We start from the raw sequence: 22192 nt of genomic DNA, 5'->3' as shown, positions 1-22192 counted from the left end.
GTATTTTCGCGCACTATATTTGAACAAATTATACTTAAACAATGGCAGTTTTAAATAAAATCAGACAACGATCCGTTTTCTTAATTGTGATTATCGCATTGGCGCTTTTCTCATTTGTATTAGCGGATTTGATTCGAAATGGAGGAGCTATCTCTCAAAAAGCAGCAAATGTAATTGCTACTATAAATGGGAATGATATTGACCGAACTGATTTTGCAAAAAAAGTAGAAGCAGCATCAAGAAATTTTGGCCCTAATGGATCAAGTATCCAAGCTGTAAACTATGTTTGGAATCAAGAAGTACGACAAATAGTTTTTGATGAGCAATTTAAAGAATTAGGCGTTAAAGTAGGAGCGGATGAAGTAAGTCAGTTACTAGAAGATGCATTGGCAAATAATCCAACTTTTCAGAATGAGGCGGGTGTATTTGATAAAGCAAAAATGCAGGAATATGTAGCTACTGTAAAAGAAAATCCGGTAGCATACCAACAATGGATTGACTACAAAAACTCTTTAGGAAAAGGCGCATTAGAGACCAAGTATCTAAATATGGTAAAAGCTGGAGTAGGTGCTACGCTTAAAGAAGGAGAACTGGCTTATAAAATGGAAAACGATAAAGTAGACATTAAATATGTACAACTTCCGTATTCTGGTATTGAAGATACAGAAGTAATAGTATCAGATGCAGAAATTAAAACGTATATAGATAAGCATTCAGAATTATACAAGGCAGAAGCATCCAGAGACATGCGTTATGTGTTTTTTAAAGAAGAACCTAGTCAGGAAGATGAGAATGCATTAAATACTGAAATGGCCAAAATCATATCAGGTTTTAAAACTGCAGAAAAAGTAGAAGAGTATGTAGCAGAGCAAAACTCTGCGGTTAAATATGCAGATCGTTTTGTATTTAAAAAAGATTTACCTGCTACTGTAGCAGATACATTATATAATGTGCCTGTAGGAGAAGTTTATGGTCCTTATAAAGATGGTCAGTTTATTAAAGTATCCAAAGTTGTTGCAAATACACAATTACCGGATTCATTAAAAGCAAGTCATATTCTTGTTTCCTGGAAAGGATTGAGTACAGCTGGGGATGTTGAGCGTACAAAGGATCAGGCAAAAGTACTTGCAGATAGCTTGCTATCTGTGATCAAAGTTGATAAATCTAAGTTCCTAACTCTGGCAAAAGACTTTTCTGCAGATACATCTAATAAAGATAAAGGTGGAGATTTAGGTTATTTTCCTCCGGGAAGAATGGTACCTCCTTTCAATGACTATATTATAGAAAACAATGTAGGTGATATGGGCGTTGTGGAAACTGCTTTTGGATACCATATTATTTCTGTAGAAGATAAGAAGAATCTTCAGAAAGCTGTAAAAATTGCGACTGTCGCTCAGGAAATCGAAGCAAGTGAAGAAACTATAAATGCGATATTCACAGAAACTACAAAATTTCAGATAGCCACAAAAAATTCTGATTTTGAAGAAAAAGCAAAAGAAAGTGAGTATACAGTGCGTCCTGTTAATAAAATCAGTGAATTAGCAGATAATATACCTGGATTAGGTTCTCAAAGATCCATTGTGCAATGGGCATTTAAGGAAGAGACTAAAACAGGGGATGTAAAACGTTTTGAAGTAAAAGACGGATATGCAGTGGTTCAATTAACTGCAAAAGCAGAAAAAGGCGTACAGAAAGTAGTAGATGCCAGTCCGGCAATAAAGCCTATTTTAATAAAAGAAAAGAAAGCAGAAATGCTGAAGAGTAAAATTTCTGGAAGCACATTAGATGATATTGCCAAGAACCAGTCTCAAACGGTAAAAACAGCTTCTGCCTTAAATATGAAAACACCTACTATAAGCGGTGCAGGAAATGAACCAAAACTTGTAGGAGCAGCATTTGCCTTAGAAACAGGTAAAATTTCTGAACCAATAGTTGGTAATAATGGTGTTTATGTGATAGAAGTGGTTAAGAAAACTCCTGCTGATGGTTTAGATACCTATATGAGTTATGCTGCTCAGGAATCCAAATCTAAGGCGAGCACCGTAAATTCTGGAGTATTTAACGCTTTAAAAGAAGCAGCAGAAATAGAAGATAAAAGAGCTAGTTTCTACTAGAAGCATTAGGTTAGAAAAAAGATAAAAGAGCTAAAAAAACTCCTGAAAAATTTCAGGAGTTTTTTTATACAAATAACCAAGTCTATTTTACTGTTAGCTTCTCACTTTTTGCTCCCATTTCCAGGCAGAAGAGATCGCTTCATCCAAGCTATGTTTGGATTTCCATCCTAATTCATTATTAGCTTTATCTGTATTAGCATAGGCAGCAGTAACATCTCCTTCTCTTCTGTCAACTATTTTGTAGTTCAGTTTTTGTTGAGATGTTTTCTCAAAAGATTGTATAACTTCTAATACAGAGCTTCCGGTTCCGGTTCCTATATTGAATATTTCATAATTTGCTTTATTCTTGCCGTTTATGAGGCGCTGTAGAGCTACTACGTGTGCTTTAGCAAGATCCACGACATGAATGTAATCCCGAACACAGGTTCCGTCATCGGTAGGATAATCATCCCCAAAAACAGATAACTCCTTTCTTAAACCCATAGCTGTCTGGGTGATAAAAGGCACTAAGTTCTGAGGCACCCCTATTGGTAGTTCCCCAATTTCTGTAGAAGGGTGTGCTCCGATAGGATTAAAATATCGTAATGCAATGGCATTAAGATTGGATTGTACTTTGCACGTATCTCTTATAATTTCTTCACCTATTTGTTTGGTATTTCCATAAGGAGATTCTGCTGGCTTTACGGGTGCATTTTCGGTGATTGGTAATTCATCCGCCTGACCATACACTGTACAAGAAGAACTGAAAATAAAATTAGTAGTATCTTTTTTCTGAAACTCCTGTAAAAGATATACAAGTACGCCAATATTATTTTCATAGTACAATAATGGTTTCTCTACACTTTCTCCAACTGCTTTAGAAGCAGCAAAATGTATAACACCTTCAATGTCTGTATACTTTTTGAAAAAATCCTGAACTTTTTCTTTCTCTCTAAGATCAAGCTTTTCAAAAATAGGTTCTTTGCCTGTAATGGCAGTAATACCTTTTAATACATCAGTAGAAGAATTAGAACAATTGTCAATAATAACAACTTCAAACCCTTCATTTTGCAATTCTACAACGGTATGTGACCCTATAAACCCTAAGCCACCTGTGACAAGTATTTTCATTTATCGATTTTTAATCATATAATAATCAGGAAAATATCCTTTTTATAAATGATTCTTGTTTTTTATTTATGAGTAAATCTTTTTATAATAACATCTATATCAATCTCTGCAACTGATTCTACAATCATATCAGGAGTAAACGCATAACCTGCAAGATCCTTTTGTTTAGAAACTCCAGATAATGTTAAAATCGTATTGTATCCCATCTGTATAGAGCCTAATATATCCGTATCCATCGTATCCCCTATTACAATTGTTTCATCAGTAGTCAATTCCAGTTTTTTTCTTGCTGCACGCATCATAACCGGGCTTGGTTTGCCAACACTAAACGCTTTGATCCCTGTAGCCTCTTCGATCATAGACACAATAGATTTAATCCCCAGATTAGCCCATCCTTTTTTCTTAGGCGAAGGATCAAGATTTGTCGCGATCAATTTGGCTCCGGATAGAATCATATCTACCGCATTATTCGCCATCTCTAATGTAAAATTACGCCCTTCTCCAACAACTACATAATCTGGATCCGAAGTAACAAGCGAATATCCATTTTCGTGCAAGCTGGTGATAAGTCCACCTTCTCCTAAAATGTAAGCCGTACCATTTGGTTTCATAAAACTTAAAAACCAGGCAGTCGCCATAGCACTGGTATAAACATTTTCTTCTTTGATAGAAATACCCATTCCTAATAACTTGTTGACAGCATCGATAGGTGAACGCTGGCTATTATTAGTCATAAACAAAAAAGGAATTTCTCTGTCCTGAAGTGTTTTGATAAAAATGTCTGCTCCTTTTATCAGTTCGTTTCCATTATAAATGACACCGTCCATGTCAATTAAAAAACCCTTCTTCATATTTTTGGTTATGCTATATGGTTAATGACAACAAAGTTAGGGATTCATCCTAGAAATGAAAAGACAATAGGGAATAAGATTTACTATTAAAAAATCAGATACGTACTTATTACAAGTATTGTGATGGCTGCACCAGTTATCATTGCATATTTCCAGGGAGTGATATTAACATCGTCTGTTATTTTCTGAACATAATCTGCATCTCTTGGGTATAGTTTACCGATAATAAGCATGATACTGATATTTAGAACAAATAAAATAGCCATCACGTGTAAAAAATGAGGATACGCTTCGGCTTCTAGTAAACTTAACGTTTTTTCATCAGTAACTCCGTTTGCGGCTGCGTCTTTTAATACGTTGGAAACCATCATAGGCTTGATAATAAACTGACTTATAGAATATAGTACTACGCCAGAGACTACCCCAATTTTTGCTGCTATTGCAGGAACACGTTTGGTAAAAAAACCGATAACCACTACAGTAAGAATAGGGATGCTATAACATCCATTTGCTTCTTGTAGCCAAGCAAATAGACCATCTGGAGCATTGGCTATAAGCGGGGCAACCAGCATACCTAGTATTCCTAAAATAATTCCAAAAATTTTACCTGCTTTTACAATTTGTTCTTCAGAAGCATCTTTTTTAAAATATTGTTTATAAAGATCAAAACCAAATAAAGTTGCACTACTATTGAGTAAACTATTAAAGGAGCTCAGAATAGCCCCAAAGAGAACAGCTGCAAAAAAACCTACTAAACTAGCAGGTAATACTTCCTTAACAAGAGATGGGTATGCTTGATCAGGGTTTTCTAATTCTCCATCAAAAATATGCCACGCAATGATTCCTGGTAAAACAACAATTATAGGAATTAGAAATTTTACCAATGCAGCTAATATCATTCCTTTTTGACCGTCTTTTAGACTTTTTGCACCAAAGACACGTTGCAAAATAGCTTGATTTGTTCCCCAGTAGAACATTTGTACGAGCATCATTCCTGTAAAAATAGTTCCAAATGGTATAGAGGCATCAGCTTCTCCGGCTGCTATAAATTTATCCGGATTAGAAACCCAAAGTGTATTTAATCCTTCTGCAACACTGCCATTTCCTATAACTATTAACCCAAATATTGGAATCAATATTCCGCCTATTAATAAACCGACAGCATTGACCAGGTCAGAAACGGCTACCGCTTTTAATCCTCCAAAAATGGCATAGACCATTCCTATCAATCCGATAGTCCATACAGAAAGCCAAATAGAAGCTTCCTGAGAAATGCCCAACATTCCCGGGATATCAAACATAGTACTAAACGCAAGTGATCCCGAATATAAGACAGAAGGCAGAATAACTATAACATAGCCACTCAAAAATAAAATTGTTAATATAGCTTTTGTTTGATGATCAAATCGTTTTTCTACATATTCTGGAATAGTGGTAATACCACCTTTCATATAACTAGGGAGTAACCATATAGCTGTTACAATCATGGCGATAGCAGCTAATGTTTCCCAAGCCATAACCAATACTCCTTCAGAAAAAGCCTGCCCATTAAGACCCACAATTTGCTCTGCAGATAAGTTGGTAAGAAGTAAAGAACCGGCAATGGTTACGGCTCCGAGACTTCTGCCTCCAAGAAAATACCCATCTGCTGATTTTTCATTAGTGCCTCTTGTTTTCCACCAGGCATAAAAAGCTACTAATACTGTAAATCCTATAAATGAAATTATTCCCATACCTAATATATTAACTACTATTATCGATCTGTTAAAACTTTAAAATTCTTAAATTTAAATAATTTCCTTTTCATAATAAGTAGATGCATCATGTAATAATAGATCTAAATATGTATTCTCGTCCTTAAGACGTTGTTCATCCCATCCCAGATATTTTATCAAATCTTCTTGTACAATCGATCGGTATTGTCGTACACTATTGATATCAAAATATAACCGTCCTGTTCTTCTTACAAAAAAATCTGCCAGACCGTTGATCATTTCATGATGTACACCATACCAGACTTCTGAACGAATTAACTTTTCTTCTATAGAAGTATTTAAGAAATAATTTACTTTCGTAATAATAGTATCTGACTGTTTGCCATAAGTAGTTACCAAATACCAGCCATAATATGGATCTTTTACACCAATATCTTTTAGTTGTTGGTTAACTTCTACCAGGTATTGATCTACTTCTGCAGTATCTTTTAGCGGATTGCTTGTTAATGGAATATTTTGTGTAAAAGATGTAGAGAATTGTTCTTGTCTTTTAGCGCTCATAGTTTTCAGAACAACATCGATTACTCGTTGTGCCATTTTGCGATAGCCTGTTAATTTCCCTCCTGCAATAGAAATCAATCCGGTTTTTGATATGAAAATCTCATCTTTTCGGGATAGCTCTGAAGGATCTTTACCATCTTCGTGAATTAATGGTCTCAGACCTGCCCAATTCGATTCTATGTCTTCCAGAGTAACTTGTAGTGTAGGAAACATATTATTTATCGCATCTAACAGATATGTAGCATCCTTATGAGTGGCTACAACACGATTTAGGTTTGCATCATAATTGGTATCTGTAGTTCCAACATACGTGGATCTACCTCTGGGAATTGCAAAAATCATTCTCCCATCTGGCACATCAAAATAGATAGATTGTGTAAGAGGAAACCGTTCTCTCGAAAAAACAATATGTACGCCTTTTGTAAGATGCAAATATTTATTATTCATAGAATCATCTTTTTCACGTAAAAGATCTACCCAGGGACCTGCCGCAGAAACATAATTTCTGGATTTGATAACAAAAGACGTCTGAGTATTATGATCTAAACATTGTAAGCTTTTAATCTTTTCATTTTCATCATAATTAAAAGAACTCATCTCGCAATAGTTTATAATATTTGCTCCATATGACGCTGCTTTTTTAAGAAGCTCAACTGTAAGTCTGGCGTCATCAGTACGATATTCTGCATAATAACCACCTCCGGTAAGTCCATCTTTATTGAGTAAAGGTTCTTTGGATATAGTTTCTTCAATACTGAGCATTTTACGTTTATCATCTCCCTCTACATTTGCTAAAAAATCATATACTTTTAATCCGATGGCAGTCATTAATTTACCATAGGTACCGCCTTCGATTAGTGGCAGCAGCATCTTTTCGGGAACAACAAGGTGAGGAGCAAGCTTATGAACCATCGCGCGCTCACTTCCTGATTCTTTTACCAGGGCAATTTCCATCTGTTTTAGATATCGCAATCCTCCGTGAATTAGTTTAGTAGATTTATTACTGGTTCCTGATGCAAAATCATTTTTTTCTATCAAACATACTTTTAAACCACGAGATGAGGCGTCTAGTGCTATTCCTGCTCCGGTGACACCTCCTCCAATAATGACCAAATCATATTTGGTGGTTCTGGCACGTAATAATTGTGTACTACGATCGAGAATAGAGAAACGAATAGGACCATCCTCTTTTACAGAAAGCATCGTTGTATTCGCTGTTTTTGTTCGTTCTACCGCATCTTGCCATCCAGTATACTTTCGGTTACGTTCATGTTCGGTAATTTGGGGTTTGAATTTGGAATCAACAACCCTAATTTTTGAAATATCTTTTTTTGCCCAAACTCCAGCTTTTATTCCTGCCAGGAATGCAGCACCTAGTGCAGTTACTTCCAGCATTTTGGGTCTGTCTACTTCTACATTAAGAATGTCTGCCTGAAACTGCATCAGGTAATTATTGGCAGAAGCTCCACCATCTACCTTAAGTTCTTTCATTAATTTTCCACTATCTTCAACCATCGCATCTAATACATCCCTCGTTTGATATGCCAAAGCATCGACTGTTGCTTTTATAATTTCGTTTTTACCAGAATCTAGCGTGAGTCCATAAATAGCACCTTTGGCATTCATATCCCAGTGTGGAGCACCTAGTCCAGCAAATGCAGGAACCACATACAGATCTTTTGTCGCTGGAGTCGTTCTGCAAATTTTTTCAGTTTCTGAGGCTGTATTGATAAACTGTAATTTGTCTCGCAGCCATTGTACAGATGCTCCTCCAACAAAAACACTTCCTTCCAGGGCATATTTAATTTTATCATCGGGTAGACTGCAACATAAAGTAGTTAATAATCCATTTTTAGATTGGTATGCCTTCTTTCCTGTATTAAGTAATAAGAAACAGCCGGTACCATATGTGTTTTTGGCTATTCCTGATTTATAACCTCCCTGCCCAAACAAAGATGCTTGTTGATCACCAGCTACTCCATATATTGGAATCTCTTTGTTCTGGTACGTAATACTGCCAAAATCAGAAGATGAATACTGTACTTCTGGTAACATAGATTTTGGGATATCTAATGCAGTTAATAGGGTCTCGTCCCATTTTAATTGCATAATATTATACAGCATGGTTCTGGAAGCATTAGAATGATCCGTAACGTGACGTTTACCATTTGTAAATTTCCAGATTAGCCAGGAATCAATTGTACCAAATAACAGGTCTCCATTACTTGCTTTTTCTCTTGCCCCCTCTACAGAATCTAGTATCCATTTTAATTTGGTGCCTGAGAAGTATGAATCGATAATTAATCCTGTGTTTTTTGTAATATACTCTTCTAAGCCATCTGCCCTTAATTTTTTGCAAATATTAATGGTTCTTTTATCCAACCAAACGATCGCATTGTGAATAGGTTTTCCTGTAGTTTTATCCCAAACTACCGTTGTCTCTCTTTGATTCGTAATCCCAATTCCTGCAATTTCATCTATAGAGATCTTAGCGGTTGATACTACCTCTTCAAAAACCTCTTGCTGATGTCTGAAAATTTCTAGAGGATCATGCTCTACCCATCCGGATCTAGGGTAGTATTGTGTCAATTCTTTTTGCGAAATACCACAAATAGCACCTTTGTTATCAAAAATGATTGCTCTGGTGCTGGTTGTGCCTTGATCGAATGCTATTATATATTTTGTGCTCATAAGAAAATGCTTGAATTTACTTCTATAGGCTTCTTTATTGTTGTTTTATATGTAATTGTCTCAAATAGTAGATGTTTTTAGGAAATATGGTTCATTTAGTTATAAATATCTTAATTATTAAAGCAACAGAAAAGATAATTAGCAATTAAAAAAATGTAATCGTTTATATTCTTTTTTGTGGAAAATTAGTATTATTTGACTGCCGATACTTCCAAAACAACACTTTTTCTTTCTCTGGATATCTTAGGGTTGAGACCCACCTTCATCAGGTAATCCCCAGAATATACTACAGTTTCATCAATAGGTGTAGTAGTGTTGGGAAATAGATTCAATTCTTTGACCTTATATTTTTTTGAAAAGTCTAGACCTTTTAATTGTACGGGCTCAACAGAATAAATTATTTCAAAACGATTGTTAACCAAATAAGAAAACATGATAGACTTATTTTTTTTCTCGTCTACATATTGAAAAGAAGCAAAAGAATTTTCATAAGGACTTTGCAACCTATATTGATCTCCTTTCCATAATGTATCACTAAATGAATTGTAATTTTTGACGGCTTCTTGACAATATTTAAGTTCATCTTTATTTAATTTATCCACTTCAATATCAAATCCTAATTTACCCATAGAGGCTACATCCGTCCTATATTTGATACTTGCTGTTTTGTCCCAGTTGGTCACATGGGCACTCATAGCAATTGTAGGGAAAAAGTGAGAATAGTCCCAATGCATAAAAACACGATCTACAGGAGCAGTATTATCACTTATCCAAAATTCTCCGAAATATTGCAATGCACCATAGTCTACCCTTCCGCCTCCTCCAGAGCATAACATAATCGGTATAATTGGGTACTTTGAACGTACTCTTTCAAACACTTTGTATAGTCCTTTTACATATTCCATGTAGAGATGGGATTGTGGTAAGTTTTGTTGTGCTAGGTATTCAGAATATGCATTATAAATAATAGAATTACAATCCCATTTTACATACGCTATATCAGTATTCTTTGTTAAAATGTTATCAAAAACACCAAAAACGTGATCCTGCACTTTTGGGTTTGTTAAATCCAAAACCAATTGATTACGATAATAATATTCTTTTCGATCTGGTTGTCTAATTATCCAATCTAGATGATTCTCATATAACTCACTTTTGGGATTCACCATTTCCGGTTCTATCCAAATTCCAAATTTGATTCCTTTTTCTGTGGCATTTTTAACAAGATATCCTAACCCATTCGGAAGCTTTTTTTTATTTTCTTGCCAATCACCTAAGCCTGCGTTATCATCATTTCTAGGATATTTATTCGCAAACCAACCATCATCTAGTAAAAACAGATCTACACCTAACTTTTTAGCACCATCAAAGAGATTTACTATTTTATTTTCATCAAAATCAAAAAAGGTAGCTTCCCAATTATTTAATAAAGTAAGGCGGTCACCCTCACCGTCAAAAATTCTATATTTTCTAGCCCAACGATGTATGTTTCTACTAGCTTCACCTTTACCATTTTCAGAATAAGCATAAATCAAATGTGGAGTTTCAAAACTCTCCTTTGGCGCTAGTTGATATTCTGCGGCATGAGGATTGGCGCCTGCAATGAGTCGTAAATTATCATAACGATCCTTTTCAAAATCAAAACGATAATTACCAGACCAGGCTAGATTAGCTAACATTACTTTACCTTTATCTTCTGTGGCAACTTCATCAAAGGATAGCATAAATGTAGGTGGTGCATATAGATTAGCCCTTGCTCCTAATTTAGAATCCAAAATCTTGATTCCAGCTGTTAAACGATGTGTTTCAGGTTGCATTTCTGTAGCCCAGGTTCCATGATATTGAGTAAGATAGAAATCTTTATTTCTGAAATATAGATTTGCGGAAGCATATTTTTTTAATTCAATATTTCCACGTTCATTATTCTTGATTACGGTCCATTGTTCGAACACATTTTCTTTTTGATAGACTTTGTAAAACAACTGTACTTCGGTTTTATATAATGGGTCTATCATACTGATTACTGTTTGCACAATATTGTCCTTTAACTTAGTTGTTACGTGTGAAAGATACTCCAACTCCGTAGAAGGGTTTTTGTCAGCATGCATCACTCGTAATGCAGGCTCAGCAATATTCCATGTCCCACTAGGGGTATAGGCATGATTGTAATAATCTTCGTTTCTTTCGTAATACCTAAGTTGCTTACTAATAGAAATATATTCATTAGGAAGCGTTAAACGCTGACCAAAATAGGTATGCCATAAGCGTTTGGAATTATCCGTCTGTAGGGCTATAGCATAATCGCTGCTTTCAATTACAATTGTAATATTAGATTGAGAGAATAATGATTTTACAAAAGTTGTTAAAAAGAAAAGTAAAATAAACTGGGTTTTGATATTAAAGTTTAGCGATTTTGTGTGTTTCATTATACTCGATAGGGTTTTATTTTAGATCTTTTTTTAAATGTATCATTCCTGAGATCGGGACTTCTATTTGTATGACACCATTTACGATCATTAGATTATATTCATTTATTTTTTGCCCTGTACAATCATAAATGGTACAGAGGTACGCTCCATAGTTTTTATTACAACTTAATACAATTTTTGTATTGATTTGCGCATTAATAATATCTATTTTCTGTGTTTTTTCTTCAAAATCAATTATATAATTATCATATAATCCTATAATCGTTAATTCATCAGAAGAGGATTTAAGTATGGGATAGTTAGCTAGGGGTTTATAAGGTTTAAAGTTTCCTGCTAAAAAACAAGCAGCATTTTTTTTCCAGTATTGTGTATAAAAATGAATCATGGACAATTCTTCTTCAGAGGCTTGCTGTAATAAAATTGAAAGTTGAGGGACTCCAAACAAAGTGTTGATAATTTGCAATGCTTTGATTTCAAGTGGTTCTTCGTTATGGTATGTAAACATATCGCTATGTACTGCTGTGTTTCTACATAGCATTTTTATATCAGCAATACGTACTCGGTTCATTACAGAATCACCGGGGCAGTCAAAGGCTCTGAACATGTTTCCGTATTTGCGCATGGCGGGACCTGTATATTTTTGCCTGAATTCTATTACAACTTCTGGATTAATGGCGTGTAAAGAATTAATAACATCTGTCATAAGACGATCTACAGCATTATTTACAGAAGAATAGTCTCTCCCATTTTCTTTTGTTAATTCGGTACTGGGATATACCTTGAACTCATCAATAAAATCAAGTTTGAAACCATCAATATTCCATTCTTTCAGAGCATTTACATATAAACTTATAAGATATGCTCTTACTTCTGGATATCTGGGATCAAATACAGGTGCCCAGCGATGTTCTTCTGTAAGAAATTTACCTTTAAATTTTTTATAGGCATTCGATTTTTTTCCACAGAAAGGCACAGAATACCATAAAGCTATTTTCATTTCCGTTTTGTGAATATTCTTTACAAAACCTGCCATTTCCGGAATGCGTTCCGGATGCCAGTCACCTGTATAATCGTATCCTCTGTTCTCATCATTAGTCTGCCAGCCATCATCCAAAATGATCAATTCATATCCTAGAGAGGAGGCTAACTCACATTCTTTAATGAGTTCCCCGGTATCCAGTTTTTGATGAAATTGATACCAGGAAGAATATACAGGCACTTTTGCCAAATCAGGAACTGGAGTTGGTGTCAGGTTATCAAAAGTTTCCCACCAGCGTCCCACATCTTCCAGAGCTTCAGAAAAATGACAATTACGCTGATCAATTCGTAATTGTGCTGTATAGTTTTTTATGATATGATGTCTTTCTGTAAAAAATGAAATGTGGCAATAGATATGATTATCTTCTTCTCTATATAGCGCATTCAATTCTTTTTTGTTAATAGCATCAGAACAGGCAAAAGTCATTATGTTTGCGTCATCATGACCAAAAAGGGTGATTACAGGAGAGTCTACCGATATTCTGGACTCCATATGATCGAGTTCCCAATCATCCATAATTCTTTTAGCAAAATCAGATGTAGGTTTCCATACTCCTTTTATATTTATGGCAGGGATTTTCCAGGTTAGGGTTACAGGTTTTGGTCTGAAATCTGATTCAGCAGAAAAATTAATAGCATATGTTGATATTCCATTCTGCTCAGTTAACAAGGAAATATCAACCTGAAAATCTTCGGTTTCTTTTCGTATTTCTATATCGTAATCGATTATTTCTCTCATATATTTTTTATTCATTAGTGTATTGGTAACATCAATTATTGACCAAAACAGTATCCGTTCTGTTTTTTATTTTATATACCTGAACACTATCGTTATTTTGGGTTGCGATGATTAGTTTCTCTTTATTTTTATCCATTATCGAAATGATATGGTTTGATTGTTTTGGCACTAAAAAACCATGTTCGTTATTTTTGATATGGATGAATCCATTTTCTGAGCCTTGCAGGTAAATTCCTATCATAGCATCGTGTCTGCCATAATTTGCTTCTGCAGAATAATTATTGCCTACGATCAGGACATCTTTGAAACCATCACTATTAAAATCATCAACCAGAAAATCATTAATAGGTGAAAGCTGACAGACGACGGGTAACTTATGTACGGTAAATGTGTTGTCCCCTATATTTTCTGCATAAATAGATTCAAAAATGCTTGCACTCAAGGTCTCTTCTTTTAAACTCTTAATATTTAATAACTCCTGAAAAGAAACTTTAGCAAATTGGTCATAGGTTACATACTTCTTTTTTAGCGTTACTAATTGCCGCATGATATCATCTCTTGTATGAATTGGTTTTAAAGAAACTCCCTGAGAGGTTTCAAAATATTGAGCTAGTATTGGATCAATACTCCCATTCATATCAAAATCTTTTTTGTATACATACACGGGTTTATCATACACCGGTTTTATAAAACCATTGATCCCTTGATTTCCCGCTAGAATATCCAGATCTCCATCATTATCAAAATCTGCAGTGATTACACTATTCCACCACCCGGACATTTCTAAAGGTTCCCCTTTTGTATTTTGCCACTGTATCGCTATTTGAACCGCCTCTTCTTTCTGAATGTCATAGACAGTGATCGGCATCCACTGTCCTACTACTATAAGTTCACGAGAGGAATTATTATTGATATCTGCCCAGGTAGCATCTGCTACGATTCCTGAAGTGGGGAAAACAATATTCGTATTCACTGATAGTTTCCCTTGCTGATTCATTAAAATATAACTAGGTGTAGCATGAGGGTATTTACCAGGATCTACACCACCACCGACAAATATATCTTGATCACCATCATTGTCAATATCATTTGCTACAATACAGCTAGTGTTTGTTTTAAAATCAGGGAGTTTATATTCTTCTGATATAAAAAATGAACCATTACCATTATTAAGATACATTCGATCCTGAAATAGTGCCGGGTTGTTTCCGGCATCAGTACCGCCACTCCCTATATAGAGATCTTTATCACCATCATTATCTATATCTATAAACAATGTGGCTGTATCTTCATATCTTTTATCAAATTCCTGAATAGGTCGATAGATCCCTTGACTATCTTCTGAAAATAAATACCCAGAAGTTCCTTTACTACCACCAATAAAAATTTCATCACCGGTTTTTTTATCGATATTTGCTTTAATAACACAAGGGCCATTAGCATTAAATTGATGACTTAATAAAGATTGAGTAACATAATCATTTAGATAGTTTTCTGTATGTTTGAAGGTAAGCGTATGGTTCTCTTTTTGGAATAAGAACTCTTGCTTCTTTTTTGAAGTTTCAATAGCTGTTTTTTGGTAGTTGATCGTTATTTTTTGATTAGCAGCTATATTTTTATCAAGTGTGATATTACCATCTGGCCATGTAATTTTAACAGAATCAATTTTATCAGAGACAACACCAAAATGGATGATCGGTTCAACAGAAGATAGATATCCTCTTATCACCGATTGATATTGTACTTGCTTTTTATGATGTTCCCAGAGAATTATTTTGGCACCAATAGCTTTTTTATTATCAGGAGTTCCTTCTAGCTGTATTCTCAAGTAGTTTTTATTTTTTTCGGCACTATGATTTTCCAGAATAAAAGCAGTGCTATTGATATTGTTAACAATCAGATCCAGATCACCATCCAGATCCAGATCAGCATACGCTGCCCCGTTAGAAAAAGAATTCTGATCTTTGATCCATAGAGAAGAAACATCAGTAAATGTAACCGCTCCATTGTTTTGATACATTACATTTGGTAGATGTATACCAGGAAGTTTATCAACAAGTGATTTAGACTTTTCTTTTCGGGATGTGGGAGTACCAAAGATATTATTCTGGTCAGAATAATTGATAAAATCTAAATCTGTAATGTCTTTTACATATCCATTTGTGATATATATATCTTTATTACCATCATTATTGTAATCAGCGATAAGAGGTGCCCAGCTCCAATCCGTCTTGGCTATTCCTGAGGCATACCCAATTTCTGAAGCCGGTATTATTTTATTATTAATAAGTCCGTTGTGTATTTGTAAAGTGTTGTGTATGTATTGAGGAGTGTATTTATTACGCTGAGAAAGTAAGAATTTGTCATAATTATTAACACCAAGCATTTTCTTTTGTCTTTCATAATTTTTGGGTAACATATCCACTACCATAATATCTGGCAACCCATCATTATTAAGGTCAGTTACATCTACTCCCATTGCATTATAGGTTTGTTTGGAGAGAATCTGACTATTTATCTCCTGAAACCCCAGATGGCTATTATCTTCATTTTTCCCTTTGTTGAGATATACGAGATCGTTAGTAATAAAATCATTACTTACATAAATATCTGGCAGGTTATCGTTGTTAAAATCATTAATTGCAATACCCAATCCAAAACCTTTATGAGTAATCCCCAAACTATCAGACATATTGGCAAAATATACTTGATCAGTGCCCGGTTTTGTTTTGTTTTCTAGTAAATAGTCACTTAAGTGTTTTGGGAAATATTTTTTGGGTATAGGTGTGTTTCTATCCCTTTTGGTATTCCCATTATGAACAATGTACGCATCGAGATCTCCATCTGCATCATAATCAAAGAATACGGTTTGCTGGCTATAATTTGCATCATCAAGCCCATAAGTTTTTGCTTTTTCTTCAAAATAAGGAATGCCCGTTTCGTTCATTCCTTTATTAATAAACAATAGGTTATGACAGTCGTTATTACAATCAGGTCCTCCTACACTAAGGTAAATATCATCGAGTCCATCTGTATTAATATCCACAATACTAACTCCGGTGACCCAGCTATTGGTTCTAAAACTAGCCTTGACAGAGATATCTTCAAATTTCATATTTCCCTGATTGAGATATAATACACTGGATACCTGATTCCCGCTAAAAACAATATCAGGTAAATTATCATTATTAAAATCTCCTATTCCTACTCCGCCTCCATTATAGCAATATTGAAAATCGATAACATTAATCATATCATTTTCTGTAATAGTATTTTTGAAATCGATATTAGATTGAGTGGAAGGTATCAAAGAGAATAGATATTCCTGACGTTGCTCTTTCTGGCAGTTGGAAAGTAGAATTATTAGAATGCTATATAGGATTGTTTTTTTCAAAAAATGTATACTAAAGGATTAAGAAAACCAGGTAAACCTACGAGAAATGGTTTACCTGGTAGATTAAAGAATATTTAAAAAATCAAACAATTTATTTTAGTAACCATCATTTTGATCTAGATTCGTATTCGCTTCTAATTCTGATACAGGAATCCATAAAAGCTCATCCTGTCCGGTGGTAAAGAAAGCTGCTGGTCCTGCGAGAGATTTGGGATGACGTCCGCCTGCAATGGTAGATCCTGCTCCCAGTACATCTTCTGCAATTTCCCAACGAACAAGGTCAAAAAAACGATGCCCCTCTCCTGTTAGTTCCATGATACGTTCATTTATGATGGCTTCTTCTACTTCGGCTTGGTTTAATGTAAGTGGTAATGGAGTAATTTGAGCTCTTTCTCTCACTTGATTAATAAAAGGGATGGCTTCTGCAGTAGCGCTATTTTCATTAAGAGCTTCGGCAAGCATCAATAATACATCTGCATATCTTATGATCCTCCAGTTATTTCCGATAGTATTTCCTAATACAGGGATTTCTCCTCGTAATCCTTCTTCGAAACCGGCATATTTTTTTGTAAATAATGCGGGAACCCCAAGTTGCCCTGCCTCTGCTATATCATCTGCAAAATCTTCTGTAAACGGAACTCCTCCATACCCAAGCGCTCCAGGGTAATCAAAAGCAATTGTCTCATTTCTCCTCACAGTATCTCCATTGTCTTCAAACACCTGTAGAATATGAGGATTGATAAAATGTCCATTGTCAGGACTCAATCTGGGCGGAGCATAGTCAATGAAATAATTACCTTGAGTTCCGGTTCCAGGAATGTCAACACCCCAGATAAAATTATCCTGCCCTAAAAACTGAAGTTCAAAAACGGATTCTTCATTATTTTCATTTGTCGAGGTAAAATTTTCTACATATCGATCTGTTGGTAAAAGAGAATAACTAAAACTACTGGTTACGGCTCTTAAATCATTTACGGCATTTGGATATTCTTTAATATATAAATATGTTTTTCCTCTAAGCGCTAAAGCAGAACCAGCTGTGGGTCTTCCTTTTTCTTCTATAGACCAGGAATCCGGCAATCTGTTAAATGCCTGGGTAAGATCTTCAATAATAGCAGCATTTATTTGAGCTGGAGTTGCCTGATCAGGAAAAATTTCTTCATTAGTCTCTGGTGTTTTTAGAACTAAGGGAACATTACCCCATAGATTCACAAGATACCAATTGGCAAAAGCTCTCATAAAATACGCTTGCCCTAAAATTTCGTTTCGTGAACCCTCATTAGGAACATTGGTTTCGTTTATTTTTTCGATAATAGTATTTGCTCTGAATATAGTCTGGTATAGTTGAGGATACATATCTGTTGCCCACCTGGCGATTCCAGGTTGTCCTTCTAATGTAGACATGGTGGTATTTTGTTGAAACGGAACAATATTAAACGCGTCTGAACGGAGCAAAGCGCCAGTATGAACAACTCTACCCCAGAAAAGTACAGCGGTAATAGGATGATACATACCGTTTACGGCTAATCTAAAATCGGCTTCATTCTGAAAAAAATCGGGTTCTGATACTGCATTAGGGTTTGTAAGTTCTAATTGATCTTCATTACACCCATTTGTGGCAAGCAATAGTCCTATGGTAAGAACAATCAGAATAAAATTATTTTTGAAATTCATAACTATTTAGCTTAATTATTTTAAAGTCATTATCATACATATTAAAAGGAGAACTGTACTCCCATAATGAATGTTCGCGGTCTGGGTTGAGCTCTTACATCCAGACCTCTACCAAAGATAGGATTTGTGACTCCTCTAAAACCAAAAAATCCTGAATCTGCATCTGCCTGAGCACCTGATGTAGATCCTATTTCGGGATCATATCCTGAATAATTGGTAATAACAAAAACGTTTTGCATATTAAAGAATACTCTCCCGTTTTTAACCAAATCAGAATTAATGATATCTGTTAAATTGTATCCTATTTCTAATGTCTTAAGACGGAAAAAAGACCCATCTTCTACAAAAAAATCGGATGGTAATTGATTTCCTGCGGGATCTAGATTTGTTACTCTGGGAATATTTGTATTTGGATTTTGAGGAGTAAAAGCATCTCTTACAAGTCCAAATTTGTTATCATCAGCAAAGAATACCCCAAAGAATTTAGTAACATTATAAATTTCATTTCCTTGAACTCCGTTAAAAAATAATCCAAAATCAAACTTTTTATAGGTTCCGGAGAAGTTGATGCCGTAGGTAAAATCCGGCGTAGGATCACCCAGATCTGTTCTATCGGTATTATCGATTCTTCCATCATTATTAATATCTACTCTTCTAAAATCTCCTGGCTGAAGTAAAGCTCTTCTGTCTGGATCATTTGCCAAAAAAGGATCGTTATCAATTTCTGCCTGGCTATTGTAGATGCCATCAGTTTCGAATCCAAAGAAAAAACCTAAAGGCTGCCCTTCTTCATATCTGTTTACTCGTGTTTGCTCCTCGTTGATAATAGGACCCAGGATTGGATTAGGGGCAGAAGTAAGTTCATTACGTATGGTTGCAAAATTTATCCCTACATCAAATTTAAAATCACTATCGGTATCATAACTATAATTAGCTTCAAACTCAAATCCTTTATTGTTTATAGAAGCAGCGTTCTGAATCACTGGATTTGAAGAACCGGTAGTTGCCGGAATGTCTACAGCGAGTAAGACATCATCATTGTCTCTTGAAAAATAGTCGAGGCTGAGTGTGATAGATCTGTCTAATAGTGTAAGGTCAGCACCAAAATTGATGGTTTTAGAAGTTTCAAAACTAATATCATCACTTACTAATGAGGTAATTGCAAATCCCTGGCTCGAATTACTTGCAAACGAAACATTAGATGCAGGATTTAAAACAGATTGATACACATAATCTCCGATGTTTTGTGATCCCAATTCTCCATAACCTCCTCGTAATTTTAAACTACTTACGATTGCATCTTCTGGCCAGAAACTTTCTTCGTCTACAATCCATCCTAATGAAAATGATGGAAAAACTCCTGTGTTTAAGCCATCAGAAGAAGAAAATCGAGAAGTAGCATCTCTACGTATGATACCGGTAAATAAATATCTGTTATTTAATTTATAATTTACTCTCGCATAATAAGAGAAGAGTCGTGATAAGAATCTACCACCTCCTGTGTTTTCTACCTGATCTGCAAAATTAGCAATATTGGTAATATCGTTACTTGGTAACCCCTGAGCGTATACAGCTAGTGCATTGGAATCAACCTCTTGTCTAGCGCCACCTATCAGAACATCAATACCGTGAATGCCAAATGTCTTTTTATAATTTAATGTCGGTTCTATATTTGTGGAAAGTACTTCTCCCCTAACTTCGGTTAAATCATTTGCCTCATTTATATTATTTGTTGCATCTGTATTACTCTGAAAAAAAGTGGGAAGAAATGTATTTCTGTATATATTTACATAATTTACCCCAAGATTTATTTTAGCTTCTAATCCATCAATAATATCGTATGACACATTGATGTTCCCTAATAGATTCCGTTCTGTATTCTCATCATCCAGTAAAAGGGCATTTGCATATTTATTGGTTCCTCCTACACCAAAGGTATCCCCATCAACGGCTTCAAAACCACCTAAGTTGTTTGGATTTGTAGGGTTGATAATAGGAACTGTTGGTCCCTGGTTACCAAAAGATTGATTTTGTGTAAATGTTCTTTCATTAAACCCAAAGGATTCTTCTATTTTGAATTTACCTATTTTGAATTGGCTATTTAGACGCGCATTTATCCTCTGGAAATCTTCACTAATTACAACACCTTCTTCGTTATAGTAATTAGTAGAAAAAAAATAAGAAGAATCCTCATTACCGCCTGAAATATTAAAGCCAAAATCCTGTATAGCACCAGAATTAAGAGTTAAATCCTGAAAATCGGTATTAATCCCCGGATCTACGATATCACCTGCAAATCCGTCATTGATTCTTCGTTGATTTAAAAACTGAATATATTCAGGTCCATTTAATAAATCCAACTTTTTTGTTTGCGTATTAATACCTCCTCTAATATCTAAATTGACAGTCGGAGTGCTATTTTTTTTACCTCGGTTTGTCGAAACTATAATGACTCCATTAGCGGCTCTGGTACCATAGATTGCTGCAGAAGTAGCATCTTTTAACACCTGTAAGCTGGTGATATCTTTTGGGTTTAAGAAAGAAATATCATCTACTACGGTTCCATCAACCACATATAAAGGAAATGAATTCGTTAAAGAACTCACACCTCTAACAAATACATTTGCAGTACTACTGGGGGAACCACCTGCCGTCTCTACTTGTACTCCGGCAAGTTTGCCTTGTAAAGCAGTAGTTGGGTTTGCATTGACTATCTGAGCTATATCTTTTGATTTGATCTGGGAGATAGCGCCAGTTACTTCTCGTTTTGATTGAGTACCATACCCAACAACAACTATTTCATCAAGAGCAGCGGCATCTTCTTGTAGTGTTATATCAATTATTGTTTGTCCATTCACGGGAATCTCTGTAGTTAGAAAACCTATGTAACTAAATATTAATATGGCATCTTCTGCAACATTTTCTAATGTGTATTTTCCATCAAAATCTGTGGTTGCACCATTTTGGGTCCCTTTTACTATAATATTTACTCCGGGAAGTGGCCCCAGAGCTTCACTGACTACACCAGAAACCGATTGTTGAGCAACAACGGTAGGAATAAGTCCAAATACAAATATCATAATGCTGACAAATATTTTTTGATTCATATGGATTAGTATTTATTAATAATATTTTTTTTCTAGGGTGAATATATTTTGAATACATAATGATATGATACACTATGCTACTTTTCAAAAGTAAGGTTTTTTTTTATATAATCACATTTAAAGTTAATAAAAATAACAAATGCATTATTTTTTTGTTAAAAAAATATCATTTATTCACAAATATATTCATGAATTTATAAGTAAAAGATTACATGAAAAATGCTAATTTTTTGACTAAAAGAAAGATTTTGTCGTCAAAACAAACAATAGTACGTATAATTCTATCTAAAAAATAGCAAATAATATCTTTTTAGATTTTTTAAAAAAATAAGGATTATTACTGAGGAGATTAGCTCTTTTTTATGCTTTTTATTGATAAAACGTCAAAATTTAGTAAATAATCCTCGGGGCAAGCCCACGAGGCATTAAAATAATTTTAGCTGATTATCTTTTTTCAAAACCTTATACTCTTCTTCAACCCCTTGATTTTTGACATATTTTGCTATCATTTGTTCTGTGCCATGTTGACCAACTGTATTAACAAAATACCCCTTGCCCCAAAATTCGCCTCCCCATAATTGTTTTTTCACCTCCGGGCAACGTCGAAAAACTTCCCCTGCTATCAAACTTTTTACCGTGGTAATACGATTTATAACTAAAAACTTCGCATATTCATCGTTTCTTTTTCCTTTCTACTTCGTTTAAAAAATAAACCGTAGCTATAGCTATGCTTGATTTTTTTGCCTTGCATAAAGAAAAAATAATTCAA

General features: G+C 34.8%; 10 protein-coding genes and 1 pseudogene. 1 reads left to right on the top strand and 10 read right to left on the bottom strand.

What is annotated here, in order from left to right:
• The first annotated feature begins 41 nt into the window (after window positions 1–41).
• Window positions 42–2114, top strand: coding sequence for a peptidylprolyl isomerase (locus F0000_RS22705; protein WP_149627016.1), 2073 nt, complete (start codon window positions 42–44; stop codon window positions 2112–2114).
• A 93-nt stretch (window positions 2115–2207) separates the two neighbouring features.
• Here F0000_RS22705 and galE read toward each other — a convergent pair whose 3' ends face one another.
• The 10 genes and pseudogenes from galE to F0000_RS22655 form a co-directional block, all read right to left on the bottom strand.
• Complete coding sequence (gene galE / locus F0000_RS22700) at window positions 2208–3224, bottom strand: UDP-glucose 4-epimerase GalE (protein ID WP_149627015.1); 1017 nt, start codon at window positions 3222–3224, stop codon at window positions 2208–2210.
• 62 nt (window positions 3225–3286) lie between these two features.
• Window positions 3287–4075 carry an HAD-IIA family hydrolase gene (locus F0000_RS22695; protein ID WP_149627014.1) on the bottom strand — a complete coding sequence of 263 codons (789 nt, stop codon included), beginning with the start codon at window positions 4073–4075 and terminating at the stop codon, window positions 3287–3289.
• 86 nt (window positions 4076–4161) lie between these two features.
• The gene (locus F0000_RS22690; protein ID WP_149627013.1) at window positions 4162–5808 is read right to left on the bottom strand and encodes a solute:sodium symporter family transporter; all 1647 of its coding nucleotides are present in this window, start codon (window positions 5806–5808) and stop codon (window positions 4162–4164) included.
• A gap of 54 nt (window positions 5809–5862) precedes the next feature.
• Complete coding sequence (gene glpK / locus F0000_RS22685; RefSeq protein WP_149627012.1) at window positions 5863–9042, bottom strand: glycerol kinase GlpK; 3180 nt, start codon at window positions 9040–9042, stop codon at window positions 5863–5865.
• A gap of 191 nt (window positions 9043–9233) precedes the next feature.
• Window positions 9234–11468, bottom strand: a complete 2235-nt coding sequence (locus F0000_RS22680; protein WP_149627011.1) for an alpha-galactosidase — start codon at window positions 11466–11468, stop codon at window positions 9234–9236.
• 16 nt (window positions 11469–11484) lie between these two features.
• Window positions 11485–13248 (bottom strand): glycoside hydrolase family 36 protein, encoded by a 1764-nt coding sequence (locus F0000_RS22675; protein WP_149627010.1) that lies wholly within the window; start codon window positions 13246–13248, stop codon window positions 11485–11487.
• 31 nt (window positions 13249–13279) lie between these two features.
• Window positions 13280–16642 (bottom strand): VCBS repeat-containing protein, encoded by a 3363-nt coding sequence (locus tag F0000_RS22670; RefSeq protein WP_149627009.1) that lies wholly within the window; start codon window positions 16640–16642, stop codon window positions 13280–13282.
• 96 nt (window positions 16643–16738) lie between these two features.
• Entirely contained in the window at window positions 16739–18316 is a 1578-nt protein-coding gene (locus tag F0000_RS22665) for a RagB/SusD family nutrient uptake outer membrane protein (protein WP_149627008.1), read from the bottom strand.
• A gap of 41 nt (window positions 18317–18357) precedes the next feature.
• Window positions 18358–21423, bottom strand: coding sequence for a TonB-dependent receptor (locus tag F0000_RS22660; RefSeq protein ID WP_149627007.1), 3066 nt, complete (start codon window positions 21421–21423; stop codon window positions 18358–18360).
• 425 nt (window positions 21424–21848) lie between these two features.
• Window positions 21849–22067: pseudogene (locus tag F0000_RS22655) on the bottom strand (transposase); the annotation flags it as partial.
• Window positions 22068–22192: the final 125 nt, after the last annotated feature.

The sequence above is a fragment of the Aquimarina sp. RZ0 genome, from assembly GCF_008370685.1.
In the GTDB taxonomy this organism is placed as follows: Bacteria; Bacteroidota; Bacteroidia; order Flavobacteriales; family Flavobacteriaceae; genus Aquimarina.
Note: the sequence above shows the minus strand (reverse complement) of the source record. Positions and strands in the feature narration are given on the sequence as shown.